At 72.6% G+C, this 14,005-nt stretch carries 14 protein-coding genes; 11 read left to right on the top strand and 3 right to left on the bottom strand.

All coding sequences use genetic code 11. The features are described 5' to 3' along the window. Positions 1-106 precede the first annotated feature (106 nt). Positions 107-868, top strand: a complete 762-nt coding sequence (locus ACNYS0_RS19035; protein ID WP_422475182.1) for a phosphoglyceromutase — start codon at positions 107-109, stop codon at positions 866-868. 19 nt (positions 869-887) lie between these two features. Here the strand turns inward: ACNYS0_RS19035 and ACNYS0_RS19030 are convergent, their stop codons facing one another. Further along, positions 888-1,436, bottom strand: a complete 549-nt coding sequence (locus ACNYS0_RS19030) for a GNAT family N-acetyltransferase (protein WP_422475180.1) — start codon at positions 1,434-1,436, stop codon at positions 888-890. A gap of 98 nt (positions 1,437-1,534) precedes the next feature. Here ACNYS0_RS19030 and ACNYS0_RS19025 point away from each other — a divergent pair, with 98 nt between their 5' ends. Then, positions 1,535-2,080 (top strand): GNAT family N-acetyltransferase, encoded by a 546-nt coding sequence (locus ACNYS0_RS19025; RefSeq protein ID WP_422475178.1) that lies wholly within the window; start codon positions 1,535-1,537, stop codon positions 2,078-2,080. 353 nt (positions 2,081-2,433) lie between these two features. Here ACNYS0_RS19025 and phoU read toward each other — a convergent pair whose 3' ends face one another. Beyond that, positions 2,434-3,120, bottom strand: a complete 687-nt coding sequence (gene phoU, locus ACNYS0_RS19020; RefSeq protein WP_422475176.1) for a phosphate signaling complex protein PhoU — start codon at positions 3,118-3,120, stop codon at positions 2,434-2,436. 196 nt (positions 3,121-3,316) lie between these two features. On the opposite strand from phoU, the gene phoR reads away from it, so the two are divergent. Both phoR and phoP read left to right on the top strand, forming a co-directional pair. Further along, positions 3,317-4,606 carry a two-component system sensor histidine kinase PhoR gene (gene phoR, locus ACNYS0_RS19015; RefSeq protein WP_422475174.1) on the top strand — a complete coding sequence of 430 codons (1,290 nt, stop codon included), beginning with the start codon at positions 3,317-3,319 and terminating at the stop codon, positions 4,604-4,606. Further along, positions 4,603-5,283, top strand: a complete 681-nt coding sequence (phoP, locus tag ACNYS0_RS19010) for a two-component system response regulator PhoP (protein WP_306321454.1) — start codon at positions 4,603-4,605, stop codon at positions 5,281-5,283. The genes phoR and phoP overlap by 4 nt, the downstream gene beginning before the upstream one ends. A gap of 126 nt (positions 5,284-5,409) precedes the next feature. Here the strand turns inward: phoP and ACNYS0_RS19005 are convergent, their stop codons facing one another. Next, a complete protein-coding gene (locus ACNYS0_RS19005) occupies positions 5,410-6,057 on the bottom strand; it encodes a copper chaperone PCu(A)C domain-containing protein (protein WP_422475172.1) in 648 nt (215 codons plus the stop codon). Between the two features lie 619 nt (positions 6,058-6,676). Between ACNYS0_RS19005 and ACNYS0_RS19000 the strand changes: the two genes are divergently transcribed. The 7 genes from ACNYS0_RS19000 to ACNYS0_RS18970 all read left to right on the top strand — a co-directional run bounded on the left by ACNYS0_RS19000 (position 6,677) and on the right by ACNYS0_RS18970 (position 14,002). Then, positions 6,677-7,159: a CarD family transcriptional regulator gene (locus ACNYS0_RS19000; RefSeq protein WP_266712542.1), complete on the top strand. Its 483-nt coding sequence runs from the start codon at positions 6,677-6,679 to the stop codon at positions 7,157-7,159. A gap of 271 nt (positions 7,160-7,430) precedes the next feature. Then, positions 7,431-8,192, top strand: coding sequence for a 2-C-methyl-D-erythritol 4-phosphate cytidylyltransferase (gene ispD / locus ACNYS0_RS18995; protein ID WP_422475171.1), 762 nt, complete (start codon positions 7,431-7,433; stop codon positions 8,190-8,192). Further along, entirely contained in the window at positions 8,182-8,691 is a 510-nt protein-coding gene (gene ispF, locus ACNYS0_RS18990) for a 2-C-methyl-D-erythritol 2,4-cyclodiphosphate synthase (protein WP_422475169.1), read from the top strand. The genes ispD and ispF overlap by 11 nt, the downstream gene beginning before the upstream one ends. A gap of 139 nt (positions 8,692-8,830) precedes the next feature. Continuing rightward, entirely contained in the window at positions 8,831-9,394 is a 564-nt protein-coding gene (locus ACNYS0_RS18985) for a GNAT family N-acetyltransferase (RefSeq protein ID WP_422475167.1), read from the top strand. Then, on the top strand, positions 9,394-10,869 hold the full coding sequence (locus ACNYS0_RS18980) for an ABC transporter substrate-binding protein (protein WP_422475165.1): 1,476 nt from the start codon (positions 9,394-9,396) through the stop codon (positions 10,867-10,869). The genes ACNYS0_RS18985 and ACNYS0_RS18980 overlap by 1 nt, the downstream gene beginning before the upstream one ends. After that, a complete protein-coding gene (locus ACNYS0_RS18975; RefSeq protein ID WP_422475163.1) occupies positions 10,866-12,584 on the top strand; it encodes an ABC transporter permease subunit in 1,719 nt (572 codons plus the stop codon). The genes ACNYS0_RS18980 and ACNYS0_RS18975 overlap by 4 nt, the downstream gene beginning before the upstream one ends. Before the next feature lie 149 nt (positions 12,585-12,733). Then, a complete protein-coding gene (locus ACNYS0_RS18970) occupies positions 12,734-14,002 on the top strand; it encodes an MFS transporter (protein ID WP_422475161.1) in 1,269 nt (422 codons plus the stop codon). Positions 14,003-14,005: the final 3 nt, after the last annotated feature.

The raw sequence follows: 14,005 nt of genomic DNA, 5'->3' as shown, positions 1-14,005 counted from the left end.
GTGCGGCAGGTTTACGTAACTTACGCATCGGGTAATCGTCTCGGCCACTCAATTGACGGGGACCGTCAATCGGCGGGCGCCGGAGCGGTCGATTAGGCTCGGCTCCATGGCCGACGCACCGTACAAGCTGATCCTCCTCCGCCACGGCGAGAGCGAGTGGAACGCGAAGAACCTGTTCACCGGTTGGGTGGACGTCAACCTCAACGAGAAGGGCGAGAAGGAGGCGGTCCGCGGCGGTGAGCTGCTCAAGGACGCCGGCCTGCTCCCCGACGTGGTCCACACGTCGCTCCAGAAGCGCGCCATCCGCACGGCCCAGCTCGCGCTGGAGTCCGCGGACCGCCACTGGATCCCCGTCCACCGCAGCTGGCGCCTGAACGAGCGCCACTACGGCGCCCTCCAGGGCAAGGACAAGGCGCAGACCCTCGCCGAGTTCGGCGAGGAGCAGTTCATGCTGTGGCGCCGCTCCTACGACACCCCGCCGCCGCCCCTGGACCGCGACGCCGAGTACTCGCAGTTCGAGGACCCGCGCTACGCGACGCTCCCGCCGGAGCTGCGCCCGCAGACGGAGTGCCTCAAGGACGTCGTCGTCCGCATGCTCCCGTACTGGTTCGACGGCATCGTCCCGGACCTCCTCACGGGCAGGACGGTCCTGGTCGCGGCCCACGGCAACTCGCTGCGCGCCCTGGTCAAGCACCTGGACGGCATCTCCGACGCCGACATCGCGGGCCTGAACATCCCGACCGGCATCCCGCTCTCCTACGAGCTCGACGCCGACTTCAAGCCCCTCAACCCGGGCGGCACGTACCTGGACCCGGACGCGGCCAAGGCGGCCATCGAGGCGGTCAAGAACCAGGGCAAGAAGAAGTAGGCACCACGCTTCAGGCCCCCTACCTGCGGTTTCCCCGCTGGTAGGGGGCTTCTTCGGTGTCGGGGGCCGTGGCGGGGCCCACGTACCGCACGTCCCGCAGCGGGACGCCGTCGTACGTTTCGGTGCGCTCGGCGCCGTCGGGGGTGAAGCCGGCGCGTTCGTAGAAGCGGCGGGCGCGGGTGTTGGCCGCGAGGACCCACAGGGTCAGGCGGTGGAAGCCGTGGGTGGTGGAGCGGGAGCGGACGGCGTCCAGGAGAAGGCGGCCCACGCCGGAGCCGATGCGTTCGGGCAGTACGTAGAGGGCGTGGAGTTCGGCGGCCGCGGGTTCGGGGAGCGGGCCCAGGGCGGCCCAGCCGATCACGGTGTCGGCGTCGGTGGCGACGAGGTTGTCGGTCCGGTTGGCGGGTGACAGGAAGCGGCCGCGGCGCCGGGCCGCGTCCTGTTCGGCGGACATGGCGTCCAGGTAGCTACGCGGGACGAGGTCGGCGTATGCCGCGCGCCAACCGCTCACCCGCAGCGCGGAAACGGCGTCCACGTCGCCCAGGTCCATCGCGCGCACCTCGATCATGGGCGGATGGTAGCCGGGAGCCCGGAAATTGGGGGGTGTGCCGGGGTGGGGGCCGGTTATTCTGCGTCGTCCTGAAGAGGCCGGGGAGGTCCGTCACCGTGAGCAGTGTCAGCACGTCGTTTCCCGAGCGGTTGGAGCTGGCGGGGGAGGGGCTCGTTCTGCGTGACTGGAGCGAGGCGGACCTCGCCGCGATGCCGGGCCTTTTCGACCACCCCGACGTCGCGTACTGGACGCCGATGGCCTCGCCGTTCGACGCCGCGGCGGCCCGCGCCCAGTTGGACCGGAGCCGCCAGCGGAGGGCGGAGGGCGCATCGATCCTGCTCGCCATCACCGTCGACGGCGGCGCACCGCTCGGCGAGGTGATGCTGCGCCCCGCCGCCGAGGGCATGGAGATCGGTTACGCGGTCGGCCCGGCGCACCGCGGTCAGGGACTCGCGGCGCGGGCGGTGCGGGTCGTGGCCGCGTACGCCTTCGGGGAACTGGGCGCGGACCGGGTGATCCTGGAACTGGAGGCCGAGAACGCCGCCAGCGTCGCCGTCGCCACCAGGACGGGCTTCCGCCTGCTCGACGACGTACCGCTGATCATGGGCGAGGAGAAGGGCCGCCCGTACGCCCTCCAGACCTGGGGCCTGGACCGCCCCTGACCTGCTCCCGGGGAGCGTCGCGAACCACCGCGCGCGCGTGCGCCGTTGATGCGCCCGCCCTGGTGGGCATGCAATGGGGGGAGGGGCTTCACCCCGGAGCCCCGTCGAGGAGGGAAAACCATGGCCGCCGACTCCCCGAAGCCGAGCCAGAGCCCTGAAGCGCCCGTCGAAGTGAGCCAGCCCGCCCCGAAGTTGGTGCTGCTCGGAGCCTGCGGTTGCGGCTCGGGCTGCGGCTGCGGCTGCCAGTCGGGCGCGCCGTGCCAGTGCGGCGGCAGCTGCTGACCGTAGGCATCCGAACGCGATGAGAGGAGGCCCCGCGCGAGCGTGCTCGCGCGGGGCCTCCTCTCATACGGTCAGGCTCCCTCGACCGGCTGCGGCTGGGGCGCCCCCTGCACCTCGTCCGCGTGCTCGCCCGTCACCAGGTAGACGACCCGCTTCGCCACCGACACCGCGTGGTCCGCGAAGCGCTCGTAGTAGCGGCCGAGCAGCGTCACGTCGACCGCCGTCTCGATGCCGTGCTTCCACTTCTCGTCCATCAGGTGCTGGAACAGCGTGCGGTGCAGCTGGTCCATCTCGTCGTCGTCCTGCTCCAGCTGCATCGCCAGATCGACGTCCTTGGTGATGATGACCTCGGCCGCCTTCGCCATCAGGCGCTGCGCGAGCTGGCCCATCTCCAGGATGGTCGCGTGCAGGTCGTGCGGGACCGCCCGCTCCGGGAAGCGCAGGCGGGCCAGCTTGGCGACGTGCTGGGCGAGGTCTCCGCTGCGCTCCAGGTCGGCGGACATCCGCAGCGACGTCACGACGATCCGCAGATCCGTCGCCACCGGCTGCTGGCGTGCCAGCAGGGCTATGGCCCGCGCCTCCAGCTCGTGCTGGAGATCGTCCACCTTCTGGTCGGAGGCGATCACGGTCTCGGCGAGCTTCAGGTCGGCGTCGAGCATGGCCGTGGTGGCGCGCCCGATCGCCGACCCGACAAGGCGGGCCATCTCGACCAGGCCCTCGCCGATCGAGTCAAGTTCCTCGTGGTACGCGTCACGCATACGGCGTTCCCTCTCTGTACCTGGCTACGTATGGAACCCGTTCGGCCCCACGCTCCCACGTTCCGGCCTGTACGCGTCCGAATCCGGCACCACAAGTGAATCGACCCCGTACCCAAGGTGAACTCTGGGCGACGAGTGTTCGAGCTGCCACTCGGATGGCTGTGGAGGAGCGCTCGATGCCGCATAACCTGAAGACATGGACGTGAACGCGGCGGTCGCCGCAGCGGCAGCGATCGCCGGAGTGTGCACCGGCGTCATCGCCATGCTGGCGTTTCGCTGGAGCGAACGCGACCAGAAACGCCCCACCCGTACCTCCCTGCACACGGACCCGGTCCTGCCGCCCGGCGTCGACACCGTGCTCTCCGTGCTCCGCTCCTCCGCCGTCGTCCTCGACGAGGCGGACAGCGTGGTCAAGGCCAGCTCGGCGGCGTACGCCCTCGGTCTCGTACGCGGCGGGAAGCTCGCGGTCGAACCGATGCTTCAGATGGCCCGCGACACCCGCCGTGACGGCGAGATACGCCAGGTCGAGCTGGATCTGCCGCGCCGCGGCACGGGCCGCGGCGACGCCCTCGCGGTCTCCGCCCGGGTCGCCCCGCTCGGCTCCCGGCTCGTGCTGCTGCTCGTCGAGGACCTCACGGAGGCCCGCCGCATCGAGGCCGTACGGCGCGACTTCGTCGCCAATGTCAGCCACGAGCTCAAGACCCCGGTCGGCGCGCTCTCGCTGCTCTCCGAGGCCGTCATGGACGCCTCCGACGACCCCGAGGCCGTCGAGCGGTTCGCCGGGCGCATGCAGAACGAGGCGACCCGGCTCACCAGCCTCGTACAGGAGCTCATCGACCTCTCGCGGGTGCAGAACGACGACCCGCTGGAGGACGCCGAGCCGGTGCGCGTCGACGAACTCGTCGCCGAGGCCATCGACCGCTGCCGGCAGCCCGCCGCGAGCAAGCAGATCACCATGGCCGCCGGAGGCACCGCCGACCTGCGCGTCTGGGGAAACCGGGGCCAGCTCGCGGCCGCCCTCGGCAACCTCGTCGAGAACGCCGTCAACTACTCGCCGGCCCGTACGCGCGTGGGCATAGCCGCCCGCCGCGTCCCCGCGGGCGGCGGCGACCGCATCGAGATAGCCGTCACCGACCAGGGCATCGGCATCTCGGAGAAGGACAAGGAGCGCGTGTTCGAGCGCTTCTACCGCGTCGACCCGGCCCGCTCCCGCGCGACCGGCGGCACGGGCCTCGGCCTCGCCATCGTCAAGCACGTGGCGGCCTCGCACGGCGGGGAGGTGACCGTGTGGAGCTCCGAGGGACAGGGCTCCACCTTCACGCTGCGGCTGCCCGAAGCGGCCGCGACCCGCTCCACCAAGACCAAGACATCCCGCACCAGTGGCCCCGGAGACGTACGCGACGAAGACGACGCACACGGGCCCGACGACACAACCGCATACGAATCCATTCCTGCCACTCCTGCCGCCCCGGAGGTCCTTCCGTGACCCGAGTGCTCGTCGTAGAGGACGAGGAGTCCTTCTCCGACGCCCTGTCCTACATGCTTCGCAAGGAGGGTTTCGAGGTCGCCATCGCGGCCACGGGACCCGACGGCCTCGACGAGTTCGAGCGCAACGGAGCCGACCTCGTCCTGCTCGACCTGATGCTGCCCGGCCTGCCCGGCACCGAGGTCTGCCGCCAGCTGCGCGGCCGCTCCAACGTCCCGGTGATCATGGTGACCGCCAAGGACAGCGAGATCGACAAGGTCGTCGGCCTGGAAATAGGAGCCGACGACTACGTCACCAAGCCGTTCTCCTCGCGTGAGCTGGTCGCCCGCATCCGGGCCGTCCTGCGCCGTCACGGCGAGCCGGAGGAGGTCGCTCCGCAGGCCCTGGAGGCCGGTCCGGTCCGGATGGACGTCGACCGTCACGTGGTGACGGTGGGCGGCGGCAAGGTCGACCTCCCGCTCAAGGAGTTCGACCTCCTGGAGATGCTGCTGCGCAACGCGGGCCGTGTGCTGACCCGTATGCAGCTCATCGACCGGGTCTGGGGCGCCGACTACGTGGGCGACACCAAGACGCTCGACGTCCACGTGAAGCGCCTGCGCGCCAAGATCGAGCCGGACCCGGGCGCGCCGAGATACCTGGTCACGGTGCGCGGCCTCGGCTACAAGTTCGAGCCGTAAACCGCCGATCAAGCCCGCCTTTCGTACGAGAGCCCGCGGGGTCCGGGGCGGAGCCCCGTGACGTGAACGGCGGAGGGGCGGAACCCGATCGGGTTCCGCCCCTCCGCCGTTCGTACGGCTACGTGCTCAGTGGCCCGCGGCGTGCTCCGACTCGGAGGCCGTGGCGGAGGCCCCCGTCGAGGCCGAGGCCTTGTCGTCCGGCGTCGCGGACGTGGAGGCCGACGTGGACGGGTCTGCGGAGGCGCCCGGCGCGGCCGGGATCTCGCTCGGGCCCCACTTCTTGAAGTAGCCGTCGGCCGGCACCACGAACGCCTTCAGCTTCACGTCTCCGGCCTTGCTGAAGGAGAAGGTGATCGGCTGCGCGTTGCCGTCGAGGACGGCGGTGCGGCTGTTGGGCAGTTCGGCGGAGGCGTTGCCCTTGCCGCCCAGGACGACGGAGCCGCCGGCCGGGACGGTGATCTTCGAGGCGCCCTTGGCGTCCGTCAGCTTCGCGGACTTGCCGACGCCGTCGACGGTGATCGCGTCGAGGGTCTGGGCGGTGCTCCCGTTGTTGAAGAGCGTGCCCGTGACGACGGCCGGGCCCTTGGACTCGCGGTCCGGCTGGGTGACGACGGTGGCGTTCTGGATCTTGATGTCGCCGACCGAGGTCGCGGCGTTGTCCGGCTTGACCTCAAGTGTCTGCGCGTTGTTGCCGGCGCCGCACGCGGCGAGCGAGGCGATCGAGAACGCGATGGCGGCGGCGGCGAGGGAGCCGCGTCGAAGGCTGCTGCTCACGGCGGCGGCAACTCCTTGAACGTGGGCGGGCAAGGCGACCGGGTGTAAAGCCGCCCTAAGGGTCTGTCAGAGCCCTCAGGTTACCGAGCCGTTCCCGCGCCGCCGCACCCGACCCGCCCCTCGGGTCCCGAGACCGTTCCCGGCCGCTCCCTCCGGGACCCGATCACCCCGGGTTCCCCACGGTTGTCATTGGGTCACAGGAGCCTCTCGTTCACCATTCACATAAGGCCTGTCCAGGCGCCGGGGCGGATATCCGGTAAGGAATGCGCGGGGGTCCGGAAAAACGATCACGCCGGGCGGCGATTGGCGAAGATCAATTCCTGATTCGACTCGAACGTGTCTCCGTGACACCGAACGGAGTAGCGAAAGTTCATCGCTTCGAAGCACGCAAACCGGGACTTTCGGCCCCTGGGGGACCCGTCGCGGCGGCGGTAGCGTACCTGTTTCGGCTTCCTCGAAGAACGGCTCCGACCTGCGAATACCCTCCTCCACTACCCCTCCGCAGCACGTTCCCGAGGGAGTTGTCAAGCCCCGAGATATGCCCTGACCTGCGAAAACGCCATTCAGAACCCGCCGTTTCCGTGTTAGACTGGATAGCCACGGAAGGGGTACCTGTCACATGACGTTCAAGGTTGGCGACACCGTGGTCTATCCCCATCACGGGGCCGCGCTGATCGAGGCTATCGAAACTCGTCAGATCAAAGGCGTGGACAAGACCTACTTGGTGCTGAAGGTCGCCCAGGGCGACTTGACGGTACGTGTGCCAGCGGACAATGCGGAGTTCGTCGGCGTACGTGATGTGGTCGGTCAGGACGGGCTCGACCGGGTCTTCGAGGTGCTGCGCGCGTCGTACGCCGAGGAGCCCACCAACTGGTCGCGCCGGTACAAGGCAAACCTGGAGAAGCTCGCCTCCGGCGATGTCATCAAGGTCGCGGAAGTGGTTCGTGACCTGTGGCGTCGGGAGCGTGAGCGCGGACTGTCCGCGGGTGAGAAGCGCATGCTCGCCAAGGCTCGCCAGATCCTGGTGAGCGAGCTCGCTCTCGCGGAGAACACGAACGAGGACAAGGCCGAGGCCCTGCTCGACGAGGTTCTCGCGTCCTGATATGCGCTGCTGCGACGCCATGTCCCTCACGGGCATGCACGTAACGACTGCTGTCGCGTAAAGAACAATGCCGTGGTGCCCGATGACCCTGATGGTGTCGCCGGGCGCTGCGGCATGTTCGTACCCACACATGCCTCGTGCGAATCCCCTGGTGTGCCGGGCCCGGACTGCTGGCTCGACCAGTGTCACGGAAGGGTCCGGTCAAGGTGTCGCGCCCGGCACGCTGTGGCCATACCCACCTCTCCCGAGCGCACAAACCTGAACGGAACCGATGTCTGACGAAACGCGTCCATGGGACAACGCAGCAGGCAGCGCAGTACGCACTGCGGCCGTGATTCCGGCCGCCGGCCGGGGCGTGCGCCTCGGCCCGGGCGCCCCCAAGGCGCTGCGCGCGCTGAGCGGCACTCCGATGCTGATCCATGCGGTCCGGGCGATGGCGGCGTCCCGCGCCGTCTCCCTCGTCGTGGTCGTCGCGCCGCCCGAGGGCGCCGCGGAAGTGAAGTCGTTGCTCGCCGATCACGCCCTGCCCGAGCGCACCGACTTCGTCGTCGTGCCCGGCGGGGAGAGCCGGCAGGAGTCGGTGCGGCTGGGGCTCGAGGCCCTGCCCGACGGCATCGACATCGTGCTCGTGCACGACGCGGCCCGCCCGCTCGTGCCGGTCGACACGGTCGACGCGGTCATCGAGGCCGTACGGGACGGGGCTTTGGCCGTCGTTCCCGCGCTGCCGCTCGCGGACACGGTCAAGGAGGTCGTGCCGAGCACCGACGGTTCGCCGGAGCCGGTCGTCGCGACGCCCTCGCGGGCGAAGCTGCGGGCCGTGCAGACGCCGCAGGGCTTCGACCGGGAGACGCTCGTGCGGGCGCACGAGGCGGTGACCGAGGACGTGACGGACGACGCCGGGATGGTCGAGCACCTCGGCCACCAGGTGGTTCTCGTGCCCGGGCACGAGGAGGCGTTCAAGGTGACGCGGCCGCTCGATCTGGTCCTGGCCGAGGCCGTGCTCGCCCGGAGGAGGGCCAACGATGGGTTCTGAGACGCCGGCTCCCGTGCTGCCGCAGGTCGGCATCGGGACCGACATCCACGCCTTCGAGGACGGCCGGGAGCTGTGGTGCGCCGGGCTGAAGTGGGAGGACTCGGGGCCCGGGCTCGCGGGGCACTCCGACGCGGACGTCGTCGCGCACGCGGCCTGCAACGCGCTGTTCTCGGCCGCCGGGCTCGGTGACCTCGGACAGCACTTCGGGACCGGGCGGCCGGAGTGGGCCGGGGCGAGCGGGGTCGCGCTGCTGACCGAGGCGGCGCGCATCGTGCGCGCGGCCGGGTTCGTGATCGGGAACGTGGCCGTGCAGGTCGTCGGTCCCCAGCCCAAGATCGGCAAGCGGCGGGACGAGGCGCAGAAGGTGTTGTCCGATGCGGCCGGGGCGCCGGTGTCCGTGTCGGGTGCGACGACGGACGGGCTCGGGTTTCCCGGGCGGGGCGAGGGGCTGATGGCGGTGGCGACGGCGCTGGTGGCGCGGGTGCCGGTGGCCGGGTGATCCGCCGGTCGCACCCGGGGCTCTGCCCCGGACCCCGCTGCTCAAGCGCCGCAGGGGCCTGAACAGACCCGGCACTTATTGCGAACGGGTTGCAGTTAGCATGGGTGGGCAGTGGGTCCGCTCGTGGTGAAGGCAGGCGATGGGTGAATACGTGATCCGCGTGGCCGGGGACGGCGACGTGGACGAGGCCCGCGCCGTCATGCTGGACACCGTGTACCGCGACCTGCGCTCCGGGTACGTGCCGCGCTGGCACGCCGACATCATCGACCCGGTCGCCCATTACCTGCGCCCCGAGCGGTGCGTCCTGCTCGTCGCCGAGCACCGGGAGAGCGGCGGGATCGTCGCGACCGGCGCCGTCCGCGACCGCGGGCCCGCCGCGCCGCCCAACCCGCAGTGGGTCGCCGACCGCTTCCCCTCCGGGTCCACCGCCCAGCTGTGCCGGATCTACGTACGCCCCGAGCACCGCAGGAACGGGCTCGCGCGCGACCTCGTGCGGGAGCTGACCGCCTTCGTGGCCGGGGTCGGCGGGTACGAAGCCGTGTACCTGCACACCGATCCCGCCGTGCCGGGCGCCGAGCCCTTCTGGCGCTCGATCGCCCAAGAGGTGTGCGACGAGCGGGAGTTGCCGGGCGGCGGCCAGGGCATCGTGCACTTCGAGCTGCCGCTGCCCGCGCCGGTTCCCGCGTACGCGCCCGTCGGCTGATGCGGCGCCGCGGCTTCCTGCTGGCGGCGGCCGGGATCGGGCTGACGTCCGCCTGCGGCTCGTTCACCGGGACCGCGCGGCGCGGCCGGATCGCCGTCGACCTCGCCTTCGCGCCCACCCAGGGACTCTCCCCGTACAGCGACGACGGCCTGCTGCTCAGCCGGCTCGCCGTCGTCGACGGGCTCACCCGTATGGACACCGAAGGCGTCGTGCACCCCGCGCTCGCCGAGAAGTGGGCTCGGACCTCCGCCACCACCTGGGAGTTCACGCTGCGCGAGGCCCGGTTCCAGGACGGCGGGCGGGTCACCGCGGAGGCCGTCGTGCGGGCGCTGACGCGGGCCAGGCGGGCGAAGACGCAGCCGCGCGTGCTCAGCGACATGCGGCTCACCGCGCGCACCGCGGGGGAGCGGACCGTGCGGATCACCACCGGCACCGCCGACCCGCTGCTGCCCGCACGGCTCGCCAACCCGTCGCTCGCGATCTTCTCCCCGGCCGCGTACGGCAAGGACGGGAAGGGCGACGGCGTCGACCCGGTCGGGACCGCCACCGGGCCGTTCGCGCTGACGAAGGTGAACGGGGCCGTGTCCGCGACGCTCGACCGGTTCGACGGGCACTGGCGCGGGAAGGCCGCGGCGCGCGGCCTCGACGTCACCTTCGTCGCCGACAACAACGCCCGCGCCAACGCGCTGCGTTCGGGCCAGATCGAGATCGCCGAGTTCGTGCCCGCCGCGCAGGCGCTCGTCCTCGGCGACCGGGCGCGGCAGGTCGCCACCGTGCGCACCACGACCCTGTACCTCAACACCCGGACCGGGCCGCTCGCGGACGCGGGACTGCGCGCCGCCGTGCGCGAGTCCGTCGACACCTCCGCGCTCGCGCACAGCGTGTACGAGGGGTACGCCACGCGCGGCGCGGGCCTGCTCGGCCCCGGTTTCGCCTGGGCCGACGGGAAGCGGCTGCCCGTCGAGGGCCGGGCGAAGGCGGCGAAGCCGCACGGGCAGGCGCTCACCCTCGCCACGTACACCAACCGGGCCGAGCTGCCCGAGGTCGCCGCCGCGCTCCAGCAGCAGCTGCGGCGGGCCGGGTTCGCTGTGCGGCTCGTCGTGAAGGACTACGCGCGCCTCGAATCGGGCGCGCTGGACGGGGAGTACGACGCGTTCCTGATGTCCCGGTCCACCGCGCTCGACACCGGCGACCCGGTCTCGTATTTCGCCTCCGACTTCACCAGCGGGGGCAGTTTCAACATCTCGCAGCTGAGGGACGGCCGGGTCGACTCCGCCGTGCGGGAGGCCGCCGGGCTCGAAGGGGCGGCGCGGCACCGGGCCACGCTGCGCGCGGAGGCCGCGATCCTCGGTACCGACGCGGCCGTGCCGATCGTCCACGAACAGCATGTGCAGGGCGTCGGCGCCGGGGTGCGCGGGGTCGTCCTCGACCCCTATGAGCGACAGTTCGTCGGTCTGGAGACGCGCGCCCGATGAACCGTGCCGCCGATCGCCTGTCCGTGACGGTGGGCCGGGCGGGCGCCGCCGCCGGGCTCCTCGTGCTCACCGCGCTGCTGCCGTGGCTGACCCGCACCGACCCCGCGCTCACCGTGCTGCACGCGCGTTACGGCGACGCGCCCACGACGCCGAAGCAGCTCGCGGAGGTGCGTGCCCAACTCGGCCTGGACCAGGGGCCGTTCACATTCCTCGGGCAGTGGGTGCGAGGGCTCGCGCACGGGGATCTCGGCACGTCGTGGGTGACCGGCGCCGACGTCGCCTCCGACGTGGGTTCCGCGTTCTGGGTGTCCGTGTCCCTCATGGCGTACGCGATGGTGGTCGCGGTGGTCCTCGCGGTGGTGCTGTGCCTGCCGACGCTCCGGCGCGCGCGGCCCGAACCCGCGCGCGGGGTGGGTGCGGGGATCCTCGCCGCGCTCCCCGAATTCCTGCTGGCCTCCGTCCTCGCCACGCTGTTCGCCGTGCACCTCGGCTGGTTCCCGGCACAGGGCTGGGCCTCGCCCGCCTCCGCAGTCCTTCCCGCGCTCGCCCTCGGCATCCCGGCGGGGGCCGTGCTCGGGCGGCTCGCCCAGGACGCGCTGCCCGCCGCGTTCGCCGAACCGTGGGTGCGCACCGCGCGGGCGAACGGCATGCCGCGCTCGCGGATCGCCCGGCACGCGGCGCGGCGCGCGCTGCCCGCGGTGCTGCCGCAGGCGGGGCTCACGGTGGTCGGGCTCACCGGGGCGGCGGCCGCCGTGGAGGCGGTCTTCGCGATTCCGGGGCTCGGCGGCACGGCCGTCGCGGCCGCGCTCGACCTCGACCTGCCGCTGCTCCAGGGCTGCCTGCTGGTGCTGCTCGCGCTGGGCGTGGTCGCGGCGGTGCTCGTCGGGCGCGTGCGGCGCCGGCTGCTCGGCCCCGCGCTCGAAGCGGGCGCGCTGCCGGGGCTCGCGCCGGTGCGCGCGGGCGGGCGCGGGCGGCTCTGCGTCGCCGGGGTGCTGGTCGCCGTGCTGCTCGCCGTCATCGTCTGGGGGCTGACCCGCGACCCGCTCCACGTCGACCTTGCCGCCCGCCTCTCCGGGCCCTCCGGAACACACCCCTTCGGCACCGACGCGCTCGGCCGCGACGTCCTCGCCCGGCTCGGGCACGGGGCGCTGCGCACGCTCGCGGTGGCGGCGGTGGTCTGCGCGGTGTGCTTCGTGGTGGGCGTCGGGCTCGGCCTCGTGCGGTGGGCGGCCGGGCTCACGGAGGTGGCGAACGCGATGCCCGCGATCCTGGCGGGGCTCCTGGTCACCGGCCTGTTCGGGGCGGGCGTCGCGGGGGCCGCGGTCGCCGTCGCGGCGGTCGGGTGGGCGCCGCTCGCCGCGCACACGGCGGCCGTCGCGGAGGCGGAGCGCGGGGCCGGGTACGTCGAGGCGGCGGTCGCCACCGGCGCGGGACGGTGGCAGGTGCTGCGGCGGCACGTGCTGAGCGCGGTCGTGCCGACGGTGGGGCGGCACGCGCTGCTGCGGCTCGCTCCGACGACCCTGGCGCTCGCGTCCCTGGGTTTCCTCGGGCTCGGTACGCAGCCGCCCGCGCCCGAGTGGGGGCGGCTGCTGATGGAGAACCTGCCGTACGCGGAACGGGCGCCGTGGGCGGTCCTCGCCCCCGCGGTGGGCCTGGCCGGCGTGGGCGCGATCGTGGTCCTGGCCTCGTCCGGGACCCTCGGGCGGCGACGGTGACCGGCCGCGGGGCTCCGCCCCGGACCCCGCGCCTCAAACGCCGGCGGGGCTTGAAAATACCGACCTGCCGGCGGGGCTGGATATTTCAAGCCCGCCTTTCGTACGAGAGCCAGCGGGGTCCGGGGCGGAGCCCCGGGGGCGCAACGACGGTGCTGCGGGGGCTGCCGGGGTACCTCCGGCTCCTCGCCGGGACCCAGCTCGCCTTCAACGTCGGCTTCTACGCCGTGCTGCCCTACCTGGCCACCCACCTCGCCGACACCATCGGGCTCGCGGGCTGGGCCGTCGGGCTGGTGCTCGGGCTGCGGACCTTCAGCCAGCAGGGACTCTTCGTGGTCGGGGGCGCGCTCACCGACCGGTTCGGGCCGCGGCCCGTCGTGCTGGCCGGGTGTCTGCTGCGGATCGCCGGGTTCGTGTGGCTCGCCTTCGCGGGCAGCACGGCCACGGTCGTCGCCGCGGTCGTGCTCGTCGGGTTCGCCGCCGCGCTGTTCTCGCCGGCCGTCGAATCGGAGGCCGCCCGCGAGGCCGTCCGCCACGAGCACGCCACCGGCGTCCCGCGCGCCCAGGTGCTCGGCGTCTTCTCGGCGGCCGGGCAGGCCGGCGCGTTCCTCGGGCCGCTGCTCGGCACCGCGCTGCTGTACGCCGGGTTCCGGGCGGCGTGCCTGGCGGGCGCGCTCGTCTTCGTGGGGGTGCTCGCCGGGCACGCGCGCCTGATGCCACGCCGCGAGCCGGTGCGCACCCGGCGCATGCGGGGGGCCCGCACCGTCTTCGCGAACCCCCGCTTCCTCGCGCTCTGCCTCGCGTACAGCGGCTATCTCATCGCCTACAACCAGCTCTATCTCGCGCTGCCCGTCGAGCTCACCCGCGCCACCGGCTCGCAGGACGCGGTGGGCCTCCTCTTCGCGCTGTCCTCGCTGCTCGTCGTCGGCGCGCAGCTGCCCGTCACCCGCTGGTCCGCGGCCCGGATCGCGCCGCGGACCGCCCTGACCCTGGGCCTGCTGCTCGTGACGGCCGGGTTCGCGGCGGTCGCGGCCACGGCCCCGTACGTCCAGAACCGCACCCCGTACGCACTGCTTCCGGCCTGCGCGCTGGTCGTGCTGCTCACGCTCGGCCAGATGCTGCTCGTCCCGGCGGCGCGCGGGCTCGTCCCCGACCTGGTGGACGAGCGGCACCTGGGCCTCGCGACGGGGGCGCTGTCCTCCGTGTCGGGGCTGGCCGTACTGGCGGGGAGCGCGGGGACGGGAGCACTGCTCGCCCTTCCCACGCCCGCCCTGTGGTCGGCGCTCGCGGTGGTGCCGCTGGCGGCGGCGGGGCTCACCCGTTTCGTGACACCCGTGCGAACAGAGCGACGAAATACCGGCCCGCTCGGGTGCGTTCCCCGAGGATCGGGTACGCGCCAACCGTCCCCCGAGAAGGAGTGAGGC

The organism is Streptomyces anthophorae, assembly GCF_049310305.1.
GTDB lineage: Bacteria > Actinomycetota > Actinomycetes > Streptomycetales > Streptomycetaceae > Streptomyces.
The sequence above is the reverse complement of the archived record's forward strand: the minus strand, read 5'-3'. Positions and strand labels throughout refer to the sequence as shown.

Coding starts and splice junctions, on each gene's coding strand:
- ACNYS0_RS19035 (WP_422475182.1), top strand. CDS start 107: ATGGCCGACGCACCGTACAAGCTGATCCTCCTCCGCCACGGCGAGAGC.
- ACNYS0_RS19030 (WP_422475180.1), bottom strand. CDS start 1,436: ATGATCGAGGTGCGCGCGATGGACCTGGGCGACGTGGACGCCGTTTCC.
- phoU (WP_422475176.1), bottom strand. CDS start 3,120: ATGCGTGACGCGTACCACGAGGAACTTGACTCGATCGGCGAGGGCCTG.
- phoR (WP_422475174.1), top strand. CDS start 3,317: ATGGACGTGAACGCGGCGGTCGCCGCAGCGGCAGCGATCGCCGGAGTG.
- ACNYS0_RS19000 (WP_266712542.1), top strand. CDS start 6,677: ATGACGTTCAAGGTTGGCGACACCGTGGTCTATCCCCATCACGGGGCC.
- ispD (WP_422475171.1), top strand. CDS start 7,431: ATGTCTGACGAAACGCGTCCATGGGACAACGCAGCAGGCAGCGCAGTA.
- ispF (WP_422475169.1), top strand. CDS start 8,182: ATGGGTTCTGAGACGCCGGCTCCCGTGCTGCCGCAGGTCGGCATCGGG.
- ACNYS0_RS18985 (WP_422475167.1), top strand. CDS start 8,831: ATGGGTGAATACGTGATCCGCGTGGCCGGGGACGGCGACGTGGACGAG.
- ACNYS0_RS18980 (WP_422475165.1), top strand. CDS start 9,394: ATGCGGCGCCGCGGCTTCCTGCTGGCGGCGGCCGGGATCGGGCTGACG.
- ACNYS0_RS18975 (WP_422475163.1), top strand. CDS start 10,866: ATGAACCGTGCCGCCGATCGCCTGTCCGTGACGGTGGGCCGGGCGGGC.